This window comes from Mesorhizobium sp. P2_D5 (assembly GCF_056404355.1).
This window is the reverse complement of the sequence record NZ_JBFUEE010000002.1, coordinates 133,784-153,677: the sequence shown is the minus strand read 5'-3', so window position 1 is coordinate 153,677 and position 19,894 is coordinate 133,784. Positions and strand designations below refer to the sequence as shown.

Here is a 19,894-nt window from a genome sequence, read left to right as displayed (position 1 = left end):
GAAGCTGACGCGACACGCGTTCAATAGGACATCAAGCGATTGATGCCGTTGTCCTCGATCAGCGAGCGGGTGACGCCGCCGAATGCCCATTCCCGCAAACGGCTATGACCATAGGCGCCGGAGACGATCAGGTCCGCATGGATCGAGCGCGCGAATGCCAGCAGCCGGTCGCCGTCGGCCTCGCCGGCGATCAGTTCGGTCCGTGCCATGATGCCGTGATGCTCAAGAAAAACCGCCACGTCGGCGAGACTGTCGCGAATGCTTTCGTCGCGGTCGGTGTCGATGGTGGCAACGACAACTTCGTTGGCCTTGGCCAGGAAGGGCAATGCATCCACCATCGCCCGTCGCGCTTCCCGGGTGTCCTTCCAGGCAACAAGCACGGTTTTCGCCATGACATGCTCGACATTGCTCGCGGCGACCAGGACCGGCCGTCCAATTCCAAGTGCGAGGCTGCCGACATCCACGGCGCGAAACACATTTTCGCCTTTCCCGCTGCCGGTAACGACAAGATCGGCGGCTCTGGCCGAAGCGCTGAGGAAGCGGGTTGGGCTGCAAACGGCTTGGCCCCATTCGCTAAAGATCGAAGCGGGAACCAGTTCCTCGAATTCGGCACGCAGTTCGGCAAGCCGTTTTTCGATCTCCGTGCGCTGGATCTGCATGATCTCGCCTTCGTAGACCATGCCGTCGCCTGTCGCGACCAGTGGCGGGACATCTGCTGCCGCCAGGCCGATAAGACGGGCTCCAAACCGTTCCGCAAGCTCGATCCCCAATTTCACCATGGCCGCCGGAGGTGCATCCACGGCAAGATTCACGATGATTGACTTGTAGGACATGATGGAGGCCTTTCGCTGGACCGGTGAAATACGATGGTGAAATGGCATCCATCGGCGCTCGACGCCTTGATGCGTGTCAAAGAACCCGCCAATTGCATCCGTGCGAAAAAAGTCGGCCTCGATCCGTTTTGCCTGTACGGAGAGAAGTGATAGTTAGCCTCTCTTGCAGGCGTATCGAGCCCAGGGATCTCAGGTGAGCCAATACGAAGCGCCTATTTTGTCGGCCGGCGGCGCGATGCTGAAATCAGTCTTGTCGCAAATGTTCGAGCAGGCTCCGGGCTTCATGGCTCTGATGCGCGAGCCGGACCATGTCTTCGAACTGACCAATGCTGCCTACCAACGGCTGATCGGCCACAGGCGGGTGATCGGAAAGTCGGTGCGCGAGGCCCTTCCAGAGTTGGAAGGTCAAGGCTTCTTCGAACAGCTGGACCAAGTGTACAAGACCGGCGAACCGTACAGAGGCCAGGGCATGAAGATTGCCCTTCGCAACAACAACGACGAACCGGCAGAAGAGCGCATCCTGGATTTCGTCTACCAGCCGATCAAGGCCGACGATGGTCGCATCACGGCCATCTTCGTCGAAGGCACCGATGTCAGCGAACTGTCCTTTGCGAATGCCGCACTTCGGTTGCGTGAGGATCATCTGCGCTCGATCCTGGCAACGGTGCCAGACGCAATGGTCGTCATCGACGAACAAGGCCACATCCAATCCTTCAGCACGGCCGCGGAAACGCTGTTCGGTTACAAGTCCAGCGAAGTCATAGGCCAGAATGTCAGCCTGCTGATGCCGGCGCCGTATCGTGGCGAACATGATGCCTACCTGCACCGCTATCTGACGACGGGGGAGCGCCGGATCATCGGGCTTGGTCGCACCGTCACCGGGATGCGCAAGGACGGTTCGACCTTCCCCATGGAGCTTTCCGTCGGCGAGATGCACCCGGGAACGGGACGCTTCTTCACCGGCTTTTGCCGCGACCTGACCGAGCGCCATCGGGCGGAAGCGAGAATACAGGAGCAGCAGCAGGAATTGCTCCACATGGCGCGATTTACCGCGCTCGGCGAAATGGCCTCGACGCTTGCACATGAGATCAATCAGCCACTGACGGCCATCACGAACTACCTCAAGGGCAGCCGCCGGTTGCTCGAGAAGAGTACGGAAGAGAACGCCCCTATGCTGCGCGATGCCGTGGAAAAGGCGGCTGAGCAGGCCCTGCGGGCAGGAAACGTCATTCGTCACCTGAGGGACTTTGTTGCGCGGGGCGAAAGCGAGCGTCGGGTCGAACGACTGCCGGCGCTGATCGAGGAAGCTTCGTCGCTCGCCCTGGTCGGCGCAAGGGAGATCGATGTCCGCGTCAGCTACGAGCTTGATCCCGCCGCCGAGCTGGTGTTGACCGACCGCATCCAGATTCAGCAGGTTTTGCTCAACCTCATGCGCAACGCGGTGGAAGCCATGCAAGGTGTACCGCGCCGCGAGTTACACGTGAGGACCGTCGCACGGGAGGATGGGATGGCCGAGGTAAGCGTGACGGATACAGGCACCGGCCTTGCGCCAGAAGTCTCGGCCCAACTTTTCCAGCCCTTCGTCACAACCAAGAAGCAAGGGATGGGGGTCGGACTCTCCATTTGCCGTACCATCGTCGAGTCGCATGGCGGCCACATCTGGGCCGAGCCAATGCCCACCGGAGGAACAGCATTCCGGTTCACATTGCGCATCGTTGAGAAGGAAGAGGTCGCCAATGGCCGGCAATGATCTTGTGCATGTCGTGGACGACGACGTCGACGTCCGCAAGTCGCTTGGGTTTCTTCTCGCCACAGCCGACTTTGCCGTGCGCCTGCATGAATCAGCGACAGCCTTTCTGGCCGCGACGACAGACAATATTGATGGCTGTATCGTGACCGATGTGCGCATGCCGGGTATCGACGGCATCGAGTTCCTGCGACAGCTTCGGACTCGCGGACATAGGCTTCCGGTTATTGTCATGACTGGCCATGCCGATGTGGCACTCGCCGTCCAGGCGATGAAGGAAGGCGCTGCTGATTTCATCGAAAAGCCGTTCGACGACGAGATGCTGATCGACGCGATCCGCTCCGCCTTGGCCAATCGCAATAGGATAGATGCAACGCACCCGCAATCCGCGGAAATCCGCGGGCGTCTGTCTACACTATCGGATCGGGAGCGGCAGGTGCTGGATGGACTTGTGTCGGGTCTGCCGAACAAGACAATCGCCTATGATCTGGGGATCAGCCCGCGCACTGTCGAAATCCATCGCGCCAATGTCATGAGCAAGATGGCCGCGAGCAGCCTGTCGCATCTGGTTCGCATGGCACTCATCGTGGATCCCAAGCACTAGGGCGACCGAGAGATAGAGTTGCCGATATCTGCCGGTGTCTTGTCCGGCACCCAGTCGCGCCAATGGGTCGGGTGGATGTCGAGATAGGCGCCGGTCGCGGCGTTCCTCCATCCTTTCCGCGTCTTCATGCAGGGAAATACAAGCGCATGCTCGCCATCCTCGTCGAGGACGGCCAGTTCGAGATCGCTGTCGAACGGAGCGCTTAGGATCGGCTTCCACATCCCCCTAGGATGCGCGAGATGGCATGCCTCGCCTTGATTTGAATCAGTTTTCGACACCCGAATGCAGCCTCGAGCTGGCTGCCCTGCGTCTGCCGAACCGCACCTTTTGATCGCGATCAATGTCCATCTTGGCGGTTGGGCTACTTTCCTCGCTCATAAGGAGAAACGCGATGCACGAAATCAAGGTCGATGAAGCGCTGTGGGCGTCCAGCATGCTTCCCGAGGGCATTGTGGAACGATGGTTCGTTGCCAGCGGCACCACGATCAAGGCTGGCGATAGAATAGCCGAGGTTCGAATTGAAGACGCGCTGCATGAGATCGTGTCGCCGGCAAGCGGTCGCGCGACGATCATGGCCCCCGTGAATGCCGTGATCGAACCCGGATCGGTTCTGGCAACATTGGACGATACGATCCGGGCCGACTGACGGCGCATGCCGACCACCGATCGGGCATCGCCGGCAGTGGGTCGGATGCAGGAAATTGATCCGGCGCGATGCTCACGCACTCCCGGGATTGGAAGCGAGCAATTGACATGACCCAAATGTCTCACACATCATTTTCTGGCTTTTCCCACGCCGCGCAGCAGGCTCAGCAGTGGGTCAACGAACTCGCCAGGGACCTCTGCTGGAGCGAGCCGAGCGCGTACCGGCTGCTGAAATCCGTTCTGCATACGCTGCGCGACTGGTTGTCGCCTGCGGAAACTGCCGACCTTGCAGCGCAGCTCCCTGCCTTGGTTCGCGGCATCTATTTCGAGGGCTGGCAGCCAACGAAAGCACCTGCCTGCAAGCGAACGAAGCGAGACTTCATCATCGATGTCAGAAGCGGTTTCGGCTACGATGACGAAGTCGATTTCGACACTGCGATCGGTGCAGTTTTCAAGCTCCTCGATCGCCATATATCGCATGGCGAGATCACCCAGGTGAGGAATTCGATGAGGAAGTCACTTCATCAACTCTGGCCGGCGGACTGACGATGTTCCGAGACCGCAAAGAGGCTGGAGAGAAGCTCGGCATCGAACTGGGCAAGCTTCGATTGCGCCAGCCCGTCGTGCTCGCGCTGCCGCGTGGCGGCGTTCCGGTCGCCGCCGAAGTGGCCAAAGCTCTGAAGGCACCGCTTGATCTGATTATCGTGCGCAAGGTAGGCGCGCCGGGAAATCCCGAACTGGCCATTGCCGCAATCGTAGACGGCGATCCTCCGGACATCGTGCTGAACCGGGAGATTGTCGAAGCCTACTCGCTCGATGATGACGCACTTCGCGCCTTGATCGCGCAGGAACGACCCGAGCTTGAACGTCGCCGGCTCGCCTATCGAGCAAAGCATCCACCCTTATCGATCGCGGGGAAGACGGCGATCATCGTCGATGACGGCGCGGCAACAGGAACGACGATCAAGGTTGCCATTCGTGCCCTGAGAAAACGAGCCCCCAAGGAGGTCGTCGTAGCAGTTCCTGTTTCACCGCGCGATACGATATCGGAATTGGCTGGCGAAGCCGACCGGGTGGTTTGCCTTAGTCAACCAGCGCGGTTCGGTGCACTGGGCTACCACTACTTGTCGTTCCCTCAGCTTTCCGACAGCTCTGTTGTCGCCGCAATGGACGAAGCTGCCCTGCGGCAAGCGACCCGCCAACGCGAGAATCTCAAGAAGCCCGCCGGCCGCCGTACAGACGAGACTGGGCGGCAGCGTCACGGGGCCACCCCGAAAAAGTAGGAGATCGCACCGATGCTGATCCGTAGCCTTTCTGCCTTGGAATGCACGAAATTGCTGACCGCCAACCGGATCGGTCGTTTGGCATGCGCGAAGGACGGCCAGCCTTACGTCGTGCCGATACACTATGCCCATTCAGACAATCACCTCTACGCGTTTTCGATGCCAGGCAAGAAGGTCGAGTGGATGCGCGGCAACCCGCTGGTGTGCGTTGAGGTCGATGAACGCGGCAAAGGGCGAGGATGGAGAAGCGTGGTGGTCGACGGCCGCTATGAGGAATTGCCGGATCAGATCGGCCAGAAGGTCGAGCGCGACCATGCATGGTCGGTGCTCAGCAAGCACGCGGACTGGTGGGAGCCCGGTGCCCTCAAGCCGGCAATACCTCCCGTTTCAGACAGCGCGTCACCTGTGTTCTTCCGAATTCTGATTCAGCAGGTGTCAGGCAGGGAAGCGGGCGAGTAAACTGCCTCCCATGGATCCGCTCATCGCCCGGCTCGGACTCGCCTTGGCAATCGGCCTGCTCGTTGGACTGGAGCGTGGCTGGCGGGAGCGGGACGCACCCGATCGCAGCCGTACGGCCGGTATTCGAACCTTCGGCATATCCGGCCTGCTTGGTGGCATTCTGGCAGCGCTGGCCGAAGCCGTTGACGCGGTTTCGGTGCTGGTCGGGGGGTTTATCGCCTTTGCCGCGATCTTCGCATGGTACAAGGCACGAGAAGCTGCTCATGACCAGGATTTCAGCGTCACCTCGGTCATGGCCGGCCTGGGCGTGTTCGCGCTCGGCGCCCTTTGTGTAGCCGGCGACTATCGGGTTGCTTGCGCTGGAGGGGCCGCGCTCGCGGCGGTACTTGCCAGTCGCGAGGTCCTGCACGGCCTGTTGCGACGACTGACCTGGATCGAGCTTCGTTCGGCGTTGATCCTGGCGGTAATGACCGCGATTGTCCTGCCCTTGCTGCCGAACCGGACCATGGACCCATGGGGCGGTTTCAATCCTTGGGAGGTCTGGTTCCTTACGGTGCTGATGGCGTCGATATCGTTCGCTGGCTATGTCGCCGTTCGCGTTCTTGGAACCACGCGGGGTCTGCTCGTCAGCTCGCTCGTCGGTGCAATCGTCTCCTCCACAGCCGTGACCGTGGCGCTTGCCCGCAACGCGACGTCGTCGAGCAATCCGCTACCGCTGGCAGGGGCAGCTTCGCTGGCAGCGATGGTCTCATCGCTGCGCGTTTGCGTGGTGGTTTTGATTATCCAGCCAAGCGTATTCGTCCCAGCCGGCATTCCAGCGATTGCGGCGGCATTCGCTTTCGCGGCCTGCGGCGCATTTCTGTTGGTGCGCGTCGGCGGGGATCAAAAAGGTGGTGGGCTGACGCGCAATCCATTCGAACTTGGTCCATTGCTGCTCTTTGCCCTGCTCTTTGCGGTGGTCTCGACCGCCAGCGCCGCACTGGCGGGTCAATTCGGCGGGCGCGGCTTGCTGGCGAGCTCGGCGCTTGCCGGAACGTTCGATGTCGATGTCTCGGTGCTCAGCGCGCTGCGCCTGGTCAGGCATTCGGTCCCTGTCGAGACCGTGGGGCAGGCAGTGCTGGCGGCGCTGGCGGCGAACGCGACCGGTCGCGTCTCGCTGGCGGTCGTTGCCGGCCCGGTCAGGTTCTGGTTGCCATTGGCCGCGGCGACCCTGATCGCTGCAGGTGCCGGTTATTGCGCCATGGTGCTGCTAGCGACCTTCTGACCGCGCAGAAACGACTAGGCCCTCTTGATCCGGATCAAGGCGAGATCTGGTCATCGCGCTATGAACTTCGTCAAGGAGTTCGCCATGACCGATCTGAAAGATCTTACCCCGAAGTTCCGGCATGTGCGGCTGCTGCTTGCCCGCGAGAAGGGCCATCCGGGCGGCGATCGCGAAGAGGGCTATGATGTGCTCGCCCCGTTGAAGAGCGACGGTCGGATCGACGCCGACGAGTGGAAGTCGCACCAGGGTTCCTGCCGCGTTCGCCGTTTTCGCGCTGACGAAGAAGACTTGGTCGGCCTTCTGCGGCGCAAGCCCGGTGGGCAGTGGTACTTCGACTATGCAGAAGGCGACCGCGATAACGAGATCGGCTTCCACCTCGGCGACGAACGTTTCGTCACCGGCGAATACGTGTCCATCGAACGCAACGGCACCATGCACACCTATCAGGTGGCAAGGGTCGAACGGCCTTAGAGATATGACGCCTGGAAGCACGAGGCGAGCGGCTCGAACAAAATGCGCAAGCTGGGCGAGCGGGCCAAGTCATCTGTCCGGCAAGGGAGGTCCAGCCGTCAGGTCCCGCGCAGCGATGCCGCCTGGGATGCAGCCTGTACATCACCGGCGACTGCCCTCTCTTCATCAGTGGGAATGACAAGCACGTTGACGCTGGAATCGGCAAGGCTGATCACGCCCTCGCCTCTCCGGTTCAACTCATGGTCGATGCCGACGCCGAGCCAACCGGCCGCGGCACCGATCTTCTCCCGGACCAACGGCGCGTTCTCGCCGATGCCGGCCGTGAACACCAGCGTATCCAGACCTCCGAGGGCAGCCGCCAGCGACCCGATCTCGCGCCCGATTCGATAGACGAAGAGATCGATCGCCTCGGCGGCGGCAGGATCCTGGGAACCGATGAGCGTGCGCATGTCTCCGGATATCCCCGACACTCCGAGCAGGCCGGATTGCTCATAGAGAAGCGTGACCAGTTCGTCGGGCGACAGCTTACCGTCCTCCAGCAAATGGAGGATTATCCCTGGGTCCAGGGCACCGCAACGCGTGCTCATCACCAGGCCGTCCAGCGTCGAAAACCCCATCGTCGTTGCGATACTTCGTCCGGAGTCCATGGCGCAGAGGCTGGCACCACTGCCCAGATGGGCAACGATCGCTCGGCCTCCAGCCCGCGCGCCGTAGCGGTCGCGCAGCTTCGAAGCGATATGGCTGTAGGACAGGCCGTGAAAGCCATAGGAAACGATGCCCGTCTCGGTCATCGCGCGCGGCAGGCCGTAGATTTTGGCGACCTCCGGCCGGGCCGAATGGAATGCCGTGTCGAAGCATCCGACCTGGAGGGCTTGCGGCAGGAACTCAGCGGCCAGGGCGACAAGCTCGAGATTGATCCTTTGATGGATTGGCGCGAGCGGCTCGAGCAGGCGCAGTGCGTCGAGTGTGGGCCCGTCGAGCAGCGTCGCTCCGGTGAAATTGCGGCCACCATGGACGATCCTGTGCCCGATCCTGCCTATGCGGCGCAGGAGGTCGTGATCGGCAAGCACAGAGGCGACGGCCGCGAATGCCTTGCCGATGTCGATCGGTCCGTCGTCCAGGCTTTTGTCTGTCGCCGGCTCACCCGCAGTGGCCTCGACAAGCAGCCGCGCGTGCCCCGCCAGCGACGAGACGTTGCCGCGCAACAGCAGGGGAAGCGCGTCGCGTTCCTCGAAGACGGCGAACTTCAGGCTGGAGGAGCCGCCATTGAGGACCAGGATAGCGTCTGTCATGCGTTCGTCCTCAGCGGCGACCGGTCGACGCCGCACCGGGATCCTGATCCCACTTCCAGCCGAGTATTTCCGGCATGTCCTGGCCATGAGCCCGGATATAGGCTCGATGCTCGAGCAACTTGCTCTCCATTGCCTGCTTCAGGCCAACCTGCACGCTCCTGAGCTGCGGAACCCAGTCAAGCACGCTTTGCACGAGGTGAAACCGGTCGAGGCCGTTCAGGACCGTCATGTCGAAGGGCGTGGTGGTCGTGCCTTCCTCATTGTAACCGCGGACATGGATGTTGTCGTGATTGGTGCGCCGATAGGTAAGCCGGTGGATGGTCCATGGGTAGCCGTGATAGGCGAAGATGACAGGCTTGCCGGTGGTGAACAATGCATCGAAATCGCGGTCCGACAGGCCGTGTGGATGATATTCCTTGGGCTGCAGGGTCATCAGGTCCACGACGTTGACCACCCTGATCCTGAGCTCAGGAACGTGATGCCGCAGGATCTGCACCGCCGCCAGCGTTTCGAGGGTCGGAACGTCGCCGGCACACGCCATCACGACGTCTGGCTCGTCGCCGTTCTCGGTCGATGCCCAGTCCCATATGCCGATCCCTGCCCGGCAATGGACGATGGCCTTGTCCATCGGCAGCCATTGCCACGACGGCGGCTTGCCGGCGACGATGACGTTGATCCGGTTCCATGTCTGCAGCACGTGATCGGTCACGCAAACCAAGGTGTTGGCATCCGGCGGCAGATAGACGCGCACGATGTCGGCCTTCTTGTTGAGGGCGACATCGATGAAGCCGGGATCCTGATGGCTGAAGCCATTGTGTTCCTGGTGCCAGACATGGCTCGACAGCAGATAGTTCAGCGAGGCGACCGGCCGCCGCCACGGGATGTCACGGCAGGCATCAAGCCATTTCGCATGCTGGTTGAACATGGAATCGACGATGTGGATAAACGCCTCGTAGCAGGAAAACAGGCCATGCCGCCCGGTCAAAAGATAGCCTTCGAGCCAGCCCTGGCAGGTGTGCTCGGAGAGGATTTCCATGACCCTGCCGTCGCGGCCGAGATGAACGTCTTCGGGCAGGATCTTTTCCATCCAGGCGCGCTCGGTGGCTTCGAACACGTCCTGAAGGCGGTTCGAGGCCGTCTCGTCAGGGCCGACGATGCGGAAGTTCTTCGCGGCCTCGTTCAACTCCATCACAGCCCGAAGGAAACCGCCCATTACACGTGTTGACTCGGCCTTCACGGCGCCGGGCCGAGCGACGGCCACGGCATGGTCCCGCAGCCCGGGCAAATCGAGGGTCCGGCGCAGCAGGCCGCCATTGGCATGCGGATTGGCGCTCATGCGCCGCGCGGCTTGCGGCGTGGTGGCACGGATCGCCTCGACAGGGGCACCAGCGGCATCGAACAACTCATCCGGCCGGTAGCTTTTCAGCCACTCCTCGAGCATCGTCAGATGCGCCGGATTTTCCGCAAGGCCAGACAACGGGACCTGGTGCGCGCGCCAGAAGCCTTCGGTCTTCAGCCCGTCGACTTCCTTCGGACCGGTCCAGCCCTTCGGACTTCGCAGCACGATCATGGGCCACTTCGGCCGCAACCCCGCGTCGGCAGACCCGCCGCGCGCACCTTTCTGGATCACTTCGATGCGGTCCAGCGCATCGTCGAGCACTGTTGCCATCCGCTCGTGCATCAACGTCGGGTCATCGCCCTCGACGAAAAGCGGGTCGTAGCCATAGCCGGTGAACAGCGCGCGCAGTTCCTCTTCGGGAATGCGGGCAAGGATAGTGGGATTGGCGATCTTGTAGCCGTTCAGATGCAGGATCGGCAGCACTGCCCCGTCATGCGCCGGGTTGAGAAACTTGTTTGAATGCCACGCGGCAGCCAATGGCCCGGTCTCCGCTTCACCGTCGCCGACAACGCAGGCAACGACAAGGTCTGGATTGTCGAAGGCTGCGCCAAAGGCATGAGAAAGCGCGTAGCCCAGTTCGCCACCCTCGTGGATCGAGCCCGGCACATCGGGTGCGGCATGGCTTGGAATTCCGCCCGGAAAGGAGAACTGCCGGAACAGTTTGCGCATGCCTTGTTCGTCCAGGGATATGTCCGGACTAAGCTCGCTGTAAGTGCCTTCGAGATAGGCATTGGCAACCATCGCCGGACCGCCGTGGCCCGGCCCGCAGACGTAGATCATGTTTGCATCCCTCAGCCGGATGGCGCGGTTGAGATGGGCATAGATGAAACTCAGGCCCGGCGATGTTCCCCAGTGGCCAAGCAGACGCGGCTTGACGTGTTCCAGCCGCAAAGGCTCCCGGAGCAGCGGATTGTCGAGCAGGTAGATCTGCCCGATCGTCAGATAGTTGGCGGCGCGCCAGTATGCATTGATGTCGTGCAACTGGCGTTCGGACAGCCGCCTGCCGGGGGTTGCTGTCGTCGTGTGCTCGGTCATGTCTGGCTCCTATAGTCCCCATTTGCGAATGCCGCTCGATCGCGACATGCGCCGCTATTCATCGAAATCGCCGTGAACGGACGACCAACGCATTCGCGCGCCATTCGGTTCATGACCGCCGGACCAGTTTGCAGCGAGGTGGCCGTCAACCGGGCGTATGGCGAGCGGTCGTTTGCGCCATTCATAGTGGCGACGAACAGTGCGAGCTTTGATCCACCGCAAACGCGTTTGTATCAGGTGCCGAAGGCCGAACGCCTGGACCACAATGCGTTCGCTGGCTATGGCCGACCCTGCCGAAAATTCCCAGCTGACAACGCTGTCGAAATCGTCACGACAAGGGGAGTCTAGGTAGTATCCCGTAGGGACATAACCGAATTTCGCGCGGCGCGGATTCGAGCGACTGCTGTGACGCGGATCAACCGGGGAAACAGCCATGCACGCCTACACGACCTCCAAAATTTCGCTGCCGTCGCATTTTGCCCAGCCGAGCCTGCCGGCGGCATTCGACCCGGCCCCAGTGCAGCCGCTTAGCTTCTTTCCCGCTGGTGCGGAAATCTATGCCCAGGGCGAGAAGGCGGGAGCTTTCTACCAAATCGAGTTTGGCGCCGTTCGTGTCTACCGCCTGCTCGCCGATGGTCGCCGGCAGATAAGCGCCTTCCATCTTGCGGGAGAGACATTTGGCTTCGAAGCAGACACGACGCATCATTTCTTCGCCGAAGCAATCAACGTGACCGGGGTCCGCGTCTTCCGCATTGCCGCCGGGGCTGACATGTCTCATCAGTTGCTGCCGTTGGCGCTCAAGGGGCTGACCAGGGCGCAGGAGCATCTGCTGGTCCTCGGTCGCCAGAACGCCATCGAGCGCGTCGCGGCGTTCCTGGTCGATATGGCAGAGCGCCAAGGCGGGCTTCGGCAGGTCGAACTGCCGATGTCGCGCGTCGACATTGGCGACTATCTCGGCCTCACCATCGAGACGGTCTCAAGAATATTCACCAGGCTGAAGGAAAAGGGCATCATCCGCTTGATCAGCCTGCGCTGCGTCGAAATAATCAAACATGATGCGCTTCAGAATATGAGCGAGTGATCGCGGTTTCCATCAAAACAAGGCATTACACGCCGCCGCATTATGCGAGCGCCGACCTTGCAGGGCAGCGCTTCGATTGAGGGGCTTGGAGGATAGGAGCGTTTGACGCTCTTCAGCCAGCCGCTTGAGCCGACTTGCGCCGCGCATCACTTACTGTCAACCAGCCAGCGGAAACGAGGAAGTAGAAGGCGCCGAAGGCCGCATAGGGAGCGATGTTGGTGATGTCGATCGTCGCCGCACTGCCCGCCATCTTCACAAAGAAAATGCCTGCCAGTGCCGACTGAGCGCCGCTCAACACCATTGCCCACTGCGCGCCGGACTTCCAGCGCCTGACCGCGGTTGCAAGCTGAAAAAGGCCCGACAGGACCGCCCAGACGCCGAAGACGGCGAGCACCGTATTCATATCTTTGCCGAGAGCAATGGCGACTGCCACGGTGGTGATGATGCTGATGACGAAGTTGAGCAACTGCGTCTTGTTGCGGTTCAAGCCGCCGGTGCGCTGGGCGTCGATGAAGTTGGCCAGCGCATCCCAAGCCGGATAGGCGACCAGCATGATGGCTGCCAGGGGAGGCATTGCCTTGGCTACCGTGAAGGCCAGGAGGACCCAGGCGGTCGAAACGGCAAAGCGTGTGAAATAGTAGCTTTTGAGCCACGCGGTTGAGGATTGGACCAGGTTGGCTTCAGTCATCTTAGCAAGCATTTCGATTTCTCCTTCGCACTTGATATTAATATCTACCTACTAGTAGGTAGATATTGTGACGTCAACCACTTTCTTGGCGGTCCGACGCCGTCCCGGACGGCAGGGGCTGGGCGACCGGAGCTCGGCACGACCGATCAACCAAGCGGTGGCGGAGATCGTGAACCGTATTGGCCATACGAAATGGCCGACCCTAAGTTGCTACTATCAGCACCGATGCACTGGAGGTCTCAACGGTCCCTGTGAGATGCGAATTTGGTTGCGGCGGCTCGCCGCCATGCCGCGCAAATAACTTGTCAGTGAACCTTCGCCGATAAGCGCTGCAAGGTCGACGTCAGGATCGCGCCAAAGATGGCAGGGCTGCCATAGGCACGCGCAGACAGCATCGCGCCATGGACGGTCGCCATGAAAGTCTCTGCCTCCAGTTCCGCAGAGCCGGCGAATTTGAGAACCCCTTGTTCAGCGCCCCGCTCCATGACCTTGGTCAACCAGGACGACAGAAATCGAAAGTAGGCCCGCACCTCGACGGCAACCTCAGGCGGGAGTGCCGGGAGTTCGCTGGCAAGCAGCGCGCAGACGCAAAACGGGATGCTCGCGTCTTCAATGCATTTTGCCCAGTAGCCAGCATAGGTTTGAAGCAGTGCAAGCGGATCAGGGAGTTTACTTTCTAGATCTGCCATGCTGACCTCGGTACGCTCGCGATGACGCGCCACAAGAGTGCGAACAAGGTCGACTTTGCTGGGGAAATGATGGTGGATACTCGCCTTGCGAATCCCCACCACCTCCGCGATATCAGCATAGCTGAAGCCGTTGTAGCCGCCCGAAACAATGAAGTTCCGCGCGGACGAGAGGATCTGATCGGAGGTCATGACAAGATTGCTCATCGCCCTTACCTACCTTCTAGTAGGATCATTGGCAATAGGATTTTGCACCTGCGAGCCGATCCGCCTTGAGGGCTTTGTCGCAGATGGCCTGGCGCGGCGTATTCCATATCACGAGGCGCGCAGCTTGACTTCCTCAGGGCTCATAACCGCCGCCAGATCTTCCACCGTTCTAAGGTAATGCTGGCTGAGCAGCGCCGAGGCCTTCTCGGCGTCCCTGTCGAGCGCAGCCTGCGCAAGCGCACTGTGCTCGGCCTGGACATCACGACCCACCGGCAATGCCGATGCGAGCAGAACCGGAATGCGGTAGCGCTCGGTTGCAGCATAGAGCCGTTCGAAGAATTCCAGCGTCCAGGGCGAGTTGCAGGCGGCCAGCAGGGCGCGATGGAACGCGTGATGCCGCTTTTCGAGCGTCCAGATATCGGCCTCGGCGCCGGTGCGCGCGGCCTGGACGTTCAGGGCATAGAGGGCGGAGACGATGTCTGATGCCCAGCTGTCGTCGCCCTTGCTGATCGAGGCCTTGAGTGCCTCCGTTTCGATGACGATGCGAAGCGACACGGCATCGTGCAGTTCATCGAGCGACAGCGGCGCCACGCGGAAACCGCGCAGCGACTCTGCCGTCACCAGCCGCTCCGCCTGCAGGCGGTTCAGTGCCTCGCGCAGCGGCGAGAAGCCCATGCCATAACGCTCGCCGAGATCGGCAAGGCGCAACGGCCTGCCAGGCGGGAGTTCGCCGCGAATGATGTCGTGGCGCAGCGCATCGTAGGCTTTTTCGGCAAGCGTCATCAGTGTTCCTCACCGCACAGCCTTACCTCATAGATGGACTTGTCGGCAATTTCAATTATTTTCGAAAATTTGTATTGCAATCGAAAATATGTCGCGTCATGCTTAGCCCAACAGCCCCAACCAGGAGGATCCCATGGCACGGGAGCGCGAAAACCATCGCGAAGACGTCGTCGGGCGGGCAAACGTCGAGGACACGCCGGAGTTGCTTGCCTATTACGAGGAGCTCGAGCGCCATAAGGCAGGCGCGCTGTGGACCGTCGCCAACAAGATCGAGCCGTGGGAACCGAAGTCACAGTCGGTGCCTGTGGTCTGGCGCTATCGCGACCTGCGCGCGCATGTCCTTCGCTCGGTCGAACTGGTGACACCGGAAAAGGCCGGGCGGCGTGTGGTCTACCTGAACAATCCGGGACGCACCGACGTGGCTGCAGCGGTCGGCTGGATCTATGGCGGGCTTCAGGTGATGAACCCTGGCGAGGTCGCATCGGCGCATCGCCATTCGGCCTCGGCGATCCGCTTCATCATCGAGGGTTCAGGCGCCTATACGGTGGTGGACGGACACAAGATGACGCTCGGCGCGAACGACTTCGTGCTGACACCCAACGGCACCTGGCACGAGCACGGCGTGGAGGCCAGCGGTTCGCCCTGCATCTGGCAGGACGGACTGGACATCCCCTTCGTCAACGCGATGGAAGCCAATTTCTACGAGGTGCATCCGGATCAGAGCCAGGCAGTCGGCTACGCGGTCGACGACATGACCAAGACCTGGGGAAATCCCGGCCTGAAGCCGACAGGCGAGGCATGGACCAAGGGTTACAGCCCGATGTTCAGATACGAGTGGGCGCCAACCTACGAGTCGCTGCTGAAATATGCCGGTTGCACCGACGGCTCGCCCTTCGATGGGGTGCTGATGGAGTATGTGAACCCGGTGACGAACGGCCCGGTCATGCAGACGCTCGGGGCGTCGATGCAGATGCTGCGGCCCGGCGAGCACACCAAGGCACACCGGCACACCGGCAGCGGCCTCTACCATGTGGCGAAGGGCGGCGGCCACTCGATCATCAACGGCCAGCGCTTCGACTGGCAGGAGCATGACATCTTTTGCGTGCCCTCCTGGGCCTGGCACGAGCACGTCAACGGCTCGGATCGTGAGGACGCCTGTCTCTTCTGCCTGTCCGACCTGCCGGTGATGCGGGCACTCGGGCTCTACCGGGAGCAGGCATTCGGCGACAATGGCGGCCTGCAGCCGCTTCTCTGAAGGAACGATCATGAAACTTGTAACCTATCGCGCCTCGGTCGAGGGGGCGGCAAGGCTCGGCGTGCTGGTCGAGGGTTTGGTGGTGGACGTCGGGGCGCTCGCCGCGGCTCAAGGAAAGCTCCTGCCCGACACCATGCTCGGCCTGATCGACGCTGGACGCGCCGGATTGGAGACGCTGCGCGACTGCCTCGACACGTGCGCCGGACGCTTCCCCGCCGGCTGCGCCACCGCGATGGGCAATGTGAAGCTGCTGGCCCCTATTCCCCGGCCACGCAAGAACATCTTCGGCATCGGCCTCAACTATGTCGAGCATGTCGCCGAGAGCGCCAAGTCGCTCGACACGTCGAAAGACCTGCCGAAGCAGCCGGTCGTCTTCTCCAAGCCGCCAACCACGGTGATCGGACCCGGTGACGGCATCGAGCACAACAAGAAGATCACGCAGCAGCTCGACTGGGAGGTGGAACTCGCCGTCATTATCGGCACCACCGCCCGTCGTGTCCGCAAGCAAGATGCGCTGAGCCATGTCTTCGGCTATTCAGTGATGATCGACGTCTCGGCGCGCGACAATCGGCGCGCCGGGCAATGGATCTTCTCCAAGGGACAGGACACCTACGCGCCGTTCGGGCCATGCATCGTCACGGCCGACGAGATCCCCGATCCGCATGTGCTCGACCTGTGGCTGACGCTGAACGGGGTCGAGAAGCAGCGGTCCAACACGCGTCACATGCTGTTCAAAATCGACCACCTGATCGCCGACATCTCGTCGGGGATCACGCTGGAGCCCGGCGATATCATCGCCAGCGGCACCCCGGAAGGCGTTGGCGCCGGGCGCGACCCGCAGGAATGGATGTGGCCCGGCGATGTTGTCACAGCGTGCGTCGAAGGGATCGGCACTCTGCGGCACCCCGTGGTGGATGCGACACCGGACTAGACACGCGAATGCGCAATTCAAGGCGGTCATCCAGATGGCCTCGGTTCCTGGCGATCCGATGGCCACCGCCGAGCCCACCACCGCCCGCCCAGACGGTCGATCACAAGCAGGAGGTTGCCATGCTGAAGCTTCCGAAATTCGTTGCCGCGGCGGTGCAGGCGGCACCCGTCTTTCTCGATACGCCAGCGACGGTGGAGAAGGCGGTCGAGCTGATCCGCGAGGCAAGGGCCAACGGGGCGGATATCATCGCCTTCCCGGAAGTGTTCATCCCGGGCTATCCGTACTGGAGCTGGATCACCGATCCGGTGACGGGCGGAGCCTGGTTCGACAAACTGGCGCGCGCCGCCATCACCGAGCCGGGACCGGAGGTCGACATCCTGCGCAGCGCTGCACGCGATGCCGGGATCCATGTCGTGATCGGCATCAACGAGCGCAGCCTGAGGTCTGTTGGCACTCTCTACAACACGCTTCTGACCATAGGACCCGACGGATCCCTGCTCGGCAAGCACCGCAAATTGATGCCAACCTGGGCCGAGAAGCTGACTTGGGCGCCCGGTGACGGGGCCGGGCTGAGAGTTTACGACACTGCAATCGGGCCTCTTGGCGCGCTTGCCTGCGGCGAGAACACAAACACCCTTGCGCGCTTCACCCTCCTCGCACAAGGCGAACTGGTTCATGTCGCCAGTTACATTTCGCTGCCCGTTGCGCCGCCCGACTACGACATGGCTGAGGCCATAAAGCTGCGCGCCATGGCCCACTCGTTCGAAGGCAAGCTCTTTACGATCGTCTCCTGTTCGACCGTCTCGGAGGAAATCATAACGGCGATGGAGAGTGTCGTTTCGGATGCACGGGCACGCTTGCAACGCAAATCCAGCGCCTTCTCAGGCGTGATCGGTCCGGACGGGCGCGTGGTTGGCAAGCCGCTGATCGACGAAGAGGGCATCGTCTATGCCGAGATTGATCTCGGACGCTGCATCCAGCCGAAGCAGATGCATGACATTGCCGGCCACTACAACCGGTTCGACGTTTTCGACCTGAAGGTAAACCGGCGCAGATTGGAGCCGATATCGCTGATCGAAAGGGCGCAGATGTTCGACGGTGATGATGCCAGCGTGCCCGAAACAGCATCGCAGCGCGGTCATCAGGAATAGGCCGAACAGTCACCAGCAGCGACACGCCAGAGGACGGATAAGGATGCCGAAGACCTATCGGATCGGACAGATCGTGCCCTCCTCCAATACCACCATGGAGACGGAAATCCCGGCGATTTTCCGTAGCCGCGAGACAATCCTATCAGAACGCTTCACTTTCCATTCCAGCCGAATGCGAATGAAAAAGGTGGTCAAGGAGGAGCTCGAGGCCATGGATCGCGACAGCGACCGCTGCGCGACCGAACTTTCGGATGCTCGCGTCGACGTCCTCGGCTACGCCTGTCTGGTCGCCATCATGAGCATGGGCAAGGGTTATCACCGCACCTCGGAAGCCCGGCTGCATCAGCGTACCGCGGACAATGGTGCGCCCGCTCCCGTTGTGACCAGTGCCGGCGCTCTGGTCGACGGCCTCAAGGTCCTGGGAGCCAAGAAGATTTCCCTCATATGCCCCTACATGAAGCCGCTCACGCAACTGGTGGTCGACTACATCGAGCATGAGGGAATAGCGGTGAGGGACTTTATCGCGCTTGAAATCCCCGACAACATCGAGGTCGGCAGGCACGATCCGGACAAACTGCTCGATATCTACAGGAAAGTCGACACGACGGGCATCGACGCGTTTGTCGCATCGGCCTGTGTGCAGATGCCCTCTTTGCCGATCATTGACAAGCTTCAGCAAGCATTGGGCATTCCAGTTGTCAGCGCCTCCGTCTGTACGGGTTTTCAACTGATGTCGAGACTTGGCTTGAAAGCCGCGTCGCCCGGTGCCGGCGAACTGCTCTCCGGTCGCTACTAGACCAATTCGGAGTTTGGCAGAGACGACTCTGACAGCCAGCCGCGCCGCAGTCGGCTCAGCTGTCATTTGCGAGCGACGATCCCAACTGGATCCGAGACCAGGATTCAATCCGATTCTCGAAAATACAAAAATCTTCGAAAATTTCGTTGACAAGTCGTCGCAAAACTGAAAACTTAACTCACAAGTTAAGAAATCCGATACAAGCCGGATCGTCAATGGGAGTTTAGCGATGTTGCAAGAGCGCATCGAAGGACGGTGGCTGGACTGCTTCCGGCGCGTCTTCGCGCTGAATGCGATCGGCAAGGGGACGAGGGTCGCGATCCTGTCCGAGACGCAGTCGCGTCCTGTGCTGATCCATCTTTCGGAACTCGCCCTGCACGACCAAGGCGCCGAGTTCTGTATGATCCAGATGCCGACGCCGCGCCAGACGGCGCCTGTGCCGGTGAAATCCACCGGCACCTCCTGGGCCATCCAGGGCAACCGCGCTGTTATCGAGGCGCTGAAGCGCGTCGAAGTCATCGTCGACTGCACGGTCGAAGGGCTTATCCATGCTCCGGAATGGCCCGAGATCGAGGCGGCCGGCGGCACGCGCCTGCTTGTGATCTGCAACGAGCATCCCGAGATCCTGGAGCGCACCGAGCCGACGGCCGACCTTGGCCCGAAGGTGGCGCTGGGCGTGCGTATGCTGCGCGAGGCAAGCGAGATGCGCGTCACCTCGCCGGCCGGCACCGATCTCGTCATCGATTTGCGCAACGCGCCCTGTGGCGGCACACCGGGCTTCGGCACCACGCCGGGCGCCGTGGCGCACTGGCCGGGCGGGCTCTGCCTCGCCTTTCCCGGAAAGAACTGCGTCAACGGCCGGATCGTCATGGACGTGGGCGACATGAACCTGACGTTCAAGACGACGCTTGCGAGCCGCATCGACTTCACCGTCGAGGACGACTTCGTCACCGCCATCAAGGGCGACGGCGTCGATGCCATCCATTTCCGCGAATACATGGAGGCCTGGAACGACCGCAACGCCTACGGCATGAGCCACGTCGGCTGGGGCATGCACCCGCGCGCCAGGTGGGTCTCGGCCGCCATGTACGACAAGCGTGACATGCAGGCGGTGGAGTTCCGCGCCCTGGCGGGATCGTTCCTGTGGTCCACGGGGGCGAACCAGTATGCCGGCCGCTACACGCTCGGTCATTTCGATCTGCCGATGCGCAACTGCACGATCACATTGGACGGGAAAGTCGTCGTCAGTGACGGCGTCCTGCAAGGCGAATTGGCGTCCTGACG

General features: G+C 61.5%; 21 protein-coding genes. 14 read left to right on the top strand and 7 right to left on the bottom strand.

Annotated elements, in window-relative coordinates; genetic code table 11:
* Positions 1-20: 20 nt before the first annotated feature.
* Positions 21-833 carry a universal stress protein gene (locus tag AC1DYW_RS07640; RefSeq protein WP_477225693.1) on the bottom strand — a complete coding sequence of 271 codons (813 nt, stop codon included), beginning with the start codon at positions 831-833 and terminating at the stop codon, positions 21-23.
* A gap of 235 nt (positions 834-1,068) precedes the next feature.
* Between AC1DYW_RS07640 and AC1DYW_RS07635 the strand changes: the two genes are divergently transcribed.
* Positions 1,069-2,583, top strand: coding sequence for a PAS domain S-box protein (locus tag AC1DYW_RS07635; RefSeq protein WP_477226404.1), 1,515 nt, complete (start codon positions 1,069-1,071; stop codon positions 2,581-2,583).
* Positions 2,570-3,184 (top strand): response regulator FixJ, encoded by a 615-nt coding sequence (fixJ, locus tag AC1DYW_RS07630; protein WP_477225692.1) that lies wholly within the window; start codon positions 2,570-2,572, stop codon positions 3,182-3,184. The genes AC1DYW_RS07635 and fixJ overlap by 14 nt, the downstream gene beginning before the upstream one ends.
* Here fixJ and AC1DYW_RS07625 read toward each other — a convergent pair.
* On the bottom strand, positions 3,181-3,405 hold the full coding sequence (locus AC1DYW_RS07625; protein ID WP_457155418.1) for a hypothetical protein: 225 nt from the start codon (positions 3,403-3,405) through the stop codon (positions 3,181-3,183). The two genes, fixJ and AC1DYW_RS07625, sit on opposite strands and share 4 nt — an antisense overlap.
* A 170-nt stretch (positions 3,406-3,575) precedes the next feature.
* Between AC1DYW_RS07625 and AC1DYW_RS07620 the strand changes: the two genes are divergently transcribed.
* The 6 genes from AC1DYW_RS07620 to AC1DYW_RS07595 all read left to right on the top strand — a co-directional run bounded on the left by AC1DYW_RS07620 (position 3,576) and on the right by AC1DYW_RS07595 (position 7,306).
* Positions 3,576-3,830, top strand: coding sequence for a lipoyl domain-containing protein (locus AC1DYW_RS07620; protein ID WP_477225691.1), 255 nt, complete (start codon positions 3,576-3,578; stop codon positions 3,828-3,830).
* 107 nt (positions 3,831-3,937) lie between these two features.
* On the top strand, positions 3,938-4,375 hold the full coding sequence (locus AC1DYW_RS07615) for a DUF2267 domain-containing protein (protein WP_477225690.1): 438 nt from the start codon (positions 3,938-3,940) through the stop codon (positions 4,373-4,375).
* A 2-nt stretch (positions 4,376-4,377) separates the two neighbouring features.
* The gene (locus AC1DYW_RS07610) at positions 4,378-5,112 is read left to right on the top strand and encodes a phosphoribosyltransferase (protein WP_477225689.1); all 735 of its coding nucleotides are present in this window, start codon (positions 4,378-4,380) and stop codon (positions 5,110-5,112) included.
* A gap of 12 nt (positions 5,113-5,124) precedes the next feature.
* On the top strand, positions 5,125-5,571 hold the full coding sequence (locus AC1DYW_RS07605) for a pyridoxamine 5'-phosphate oxidase family protein (RefSeq protein WP_477225688.1): 447 nt from the start codon (positions 5,125-5,127) through the stop codon (positions 5,569-5,571).
* Between the two features lie 10 nt (positions 5,572-5,581).
* Entirely contained in the window at positions 5,582-6,835 is a 1,254-nt protein-coding gene (locus AC1DYW_RS07600; RefSeq protein ID WP_477225687.1) for an MgtC/SapB family protein, read from the top strand.
* Positions 6,836-6,919: 84 nt separating this feature from the next.
* A complete protein-coding gene (locus tag AC1DYW_RS07595; RefSeq protein WP_477225686.1) occupies positions 6,920-7,306 on the top strand; it encodes a hypothetical protein in 387 nt (128 codons plus the stop codon).
* A gap of 98 nt (positions 7,307-7,404) precedes the next feature.
* Here AC1DYW_RS07595 and AC1DYW_RS07590 read toward each other — a convergent pair whose 3' ends face one another.
* Together AC1DYW_RS07590 and AC1DYW_RS07585 are read right to left on the bottom strand one after the other, a co-directional pair.
* Complete coding sequence (locus tag AC1DYW_RS07590; protein ID WP_477225685.1) at positions 7,405-8,598, bottom strand: acetate/propionate family kinase; 1,194 nt, start codon at positions 8,596-8,598, stop codon at positions 7,405-7,407.
* 10 nt (positions 8,599-8,608) lie between these two features.
* Positions 8,609-11,032 (bottom strand): phosphoketolase family protein, encoded by a 2,424-nt coding sequence (locus tag AC1DYW_RS07585; protein WP_477225684.1) that lies wholly within the window; start codon positions 11,030-11,032, stop codon positions 8,609-8,611.
* Between the two features lie 433 nt (positions 11,033-11,465).
* On the opposite strand from AC1DYW_RS07585, the gene AC1DYW_RS07580 reads away from it, so the two are divergent.
* Positions 11,466-12,113 carry a helix-turn-helix domain-containing protein gene (locus AC1DYW_RS07580; RefSeq protein WP_477225683.1) on the top strand — a complete coding sequence of 216 codons (648 nt, stop codon included), beginning with the start codon at positions 11,466-11,468 and terminating at the stop codon, positions 12,111-12,113.
* Between the two features lie 112 nt (positions 12,114-12,225).
* Here the strand turns inward: AC1DYW_RS07580 and AC1DYW_RS07575 are convergent, their stop codons facing one another.
* From AC1DYW_RS07575 to AC1DYW_RS07565, 3 genes are all read right to left on the bottom strand, one after another.
* Entirely contained in the window at positions 12,226-12,813 is a 588-nt protein-coding gene (locus tag AC1DYW_RS07575) for a DUF308 domain-containing protein (RefSeq protein ID WP_477225682.1), read from the bottom strand.
* A gap of 293 nt (positions 12,814-13,106) precedes the next feature.
* Positions 13,107-13,694, bottom strand: a complete 588-nt coding sequence (locus AC1DYW_RS07570) for a TetR/AcrR family transcriptional regulator (protein ID WP_477225681.1) — start codon at positions 13,692-13,694, stop codon at positions 13,107-13,109.
* A 108-nt stretch (positions 13,695-13,802) separates the two neighbouring features.
* On the bottom strand, positions 13,803-14,477 hold the full coding sequence (locus AC1DYW_RS07565; RefSeq protein ID WP_477225680.1) for a GntR family transcriptional regulator: 675 nt from the start codon (positions 14,475-14,477) through the stop codon (positions 13,803-13,805).
* Between the two features lie 133 nt (positions 14,478-14,610).
* Here AC1DYW_RS07565 and AC1DYW_RS07560 point away from each other — a divergent pair, with 133 nt between their 5' ends.
* The 5 genes from AC1DYW_RS07560 (at position 14,611) to AC1DYW_RS07540 (ending at position 19,892) form a co-directional block, all read left to right on the top strand.
* Entirely contained in the window at positions 14,611-15,732 is a 1,122-nt protein-coding gene (locus tag AC1DYW_RS07560; protein ID WP_477225679.1) for a cupin domain-containing protein, read from the top strand.
* A 10-nt stretch (positions 15,733-15,742) separates the two neighbouring features.
* Positions 15,743-16,663 (top strand): fumarylacetoacetate hydrolase family protein, encoded by a 921-nt coding sequence (locus AC1DYW_RS07555; RefSeq protein ID WP_477225678.1) that lies wholly within the window; start codon positions 15,743-15,745, stop codon positions 16,661-16,663.
* Positions 16,664-16,782: 119 nt separating this feature from the next.
* The gene (locus AC1DYW_RS07550; protein ID WP_477225677.1) at positions 16,783-17,814 is read left to right on the top strand and encodes a carbon-nitrogen hydrolase family protein; all 1,032 of its coding nucleotides are present in this window, start codon (positions 16,783-16,785) and stop codon (positions 17,812-17,814) included.
* Between the two features lie 43 nt (positions 17,815-17,857).
* On the top strand, positions 17,858-18,610 hold the full coding sequence (locus AC1DYW_RS07545; RefSeq protein WP_477225676.1) for a maleate cis-trans isomerase family protein: 753 nt from the start codon (positions 17,858-17,860) through the stop codon (positions 18,608-18,610).
* A 229-nt stretch (positions 18,611-18,839) separates the two neighbouring features.
* The gene (locus tag AC1DYW_RS07540; RefSeq protein WP_457154006.1) at positions 18,840-19,892 is read left to right on the top strand and encodes a 2,5-dihydroxypyridine 5,6-dioxygenase NicX family protein; all 1,053 of its coding nucleotides are present in this window, start codon (positions 18,840-18,842) and stop codon (positions 19,890-19,892) included.
* Positions 19,893-19,894: the final 2 nt, after the last annotated feature.

What these genes read in the sequence shown, in the direction of transcription:
- fixJ (WP_477225692.1), top strand. Translation starts at nt 2,570, where the DNA reads ATGGCCGGCAATGATCTTGTGCATGTCGTGGACGACGACGTCGACGTC.
- AC1DYW_RS07580 (WP_477225683.1), top strand. Translation starts at nt 11,466, where the DNA reads ATGCACGCCTACACGACCTCCAAAATTTCGCTGCCGTCGCATTTTGCC.
- AC1DYW_RS07545 (WP_477225676.1), top strand. Translation starts at nt 17,858, where the DNA reads ATGCCGAAGACCTATCGGATCGGACAGATCGTGCCCTCCTCCAATACC.
- AC1DYW_RS07560 (WP_477225679.1), top strand. Translation starts at nt 14,611, where the DNA reads ATGGCACGGGAGCGCGAAAACCATCGCGAAGACGTCGTCGGGCGGGCA.
- AC1DYW_RS07620 (WP_477225691.1), top strand. Translation starts at nt 3,576, where the DNA reads ATGCACGAAATCAAGGTCGATGAAGCGCTGTGGGCGTCCAGCATGCTT.
- AC1DYW_RS07565 (WP_477225680.1), bottom strand. Translation starts at nt 14,477, where the DNA reads ATGACGCTTGCCGAAAAAGCCTACGATGCGCTGCGCCACGACATCATT.
- AC1DYW_RS07600 (WP_477225687.1), top strand. Translation starts at nt 5,582, where the DNA reads ATGGATCCGCTCATCGCCCGGCTCGGACTCGCCTTGGCAATCGGCCTG.
- AC1DYW_RS07605 (WP_477225688.1), top strand. Translation starts at nt 5,125, where the DNA reads ATGCTGATCCGTAGCCTTTCTGCCTTGGAATGCACGAAATTGCTGACC.
- AC1DYW_RS07550 (WP_477225677.1), top strand. Translation starts at nt 16,783, where the DNA reads ATGCTGAAGCTTCCGAAATTCGTTGCCGCGGCGGTGCAGGCGGCACCC.
- AC1DYW_RS07635 (WP_477226404.1), top strand. Translation starts at nt 1,069, where the DNA reads ATGCTGAAATCAGTCTTGTCGCAAATGTTCGAGCAGGCTCCGGGCTTC.
- AC1DYW_RS07590 (WP_477225685.1), bottom strand. Translation starts at nt 8,598, where the DNA reads ATGACAGACGCTATCCTGGTCCTCAATGGCGGCTCCTCCAGCCTGAAG.
- AC1DYW_RS07640 (WP_477225693.1), bottom strand. Translation starts at nt 833, where the DNA reads ATGTCCTACAAGTCAATCATCGTGAATCTTGCCGTGGATGCACCTCCG.
- AC1DYW_RS07615 (WP_477225690.1), top strand. Translation starts at nt 3,938, where the DNA reads ATGACCCAAATGTCTCACACATCATTTTCTGGCTTTTCCCACGCCGCG.
- AC1DYW_RS07570 (WP_477225681.1), bottom strand. Translation starts at nt 13,694, where the DNA reads ATGAGCAATCTTGTCATGACCTCCGATCAGATCCTCTCGTCCGCGCGG.
- AC1DYW_RS07595 (WP_477225686.1), top strand. Translation starts at nt 6,920, where the DNA reads ATGACCGATCTGAAAGATCTTACCCCGAAGTTCCGGCATGTGCGGCTG.
- AC1DYW_RS07555 (WP_477225678.1), top strand. Translation starts at nt 15,743, where the DNA reads ATGAAACTTGTAACCTATCGCGCCTCGGTCGAGGGGGCGGCAAGGCTC.
- AC1DYW_RS07585 (WP_477225684.1), bottom strand. Translation starts at nt 11,032, where the DNA reads ATGACCGAGCACACGACGACAGCAACCCCCGGCAGGCGGCTGTCCGAA.
- AC1DYW_RS07625 (WP_457155418.1), bottom strand. Translation starts at nt 3,405, where the DNA reads ATGTGGAAGCCGATCCTAAGCGCTCCGTTCGACAGCGATCTCGAACTG.
- AC1DYW_RS07540 (WP_457154006.1), top strand. Translation starts at nt 18,840, where the DNA reads ATGTTGCAAGAGCGCATCGAAGGACGGTGGCTGGACTGCTTCCGGCGC.
- AC1DYW_RS07575 (WP_477225682.1), bottom strand. Translation starts at nt 12,813, where the DNA reads ATGCTTGCTAAGATGACTGAAGCCAACCTGGTCCAATCCTCAACCGCG.
- AC1DYW_RS07610 (WP_477225689.1), top strand. Translation starts at nt 4,378, where the DNA reads ATGTTCCGAGACCGCAAAGAGGCTGGAGAGAAGCTCGGCATCGAACTG.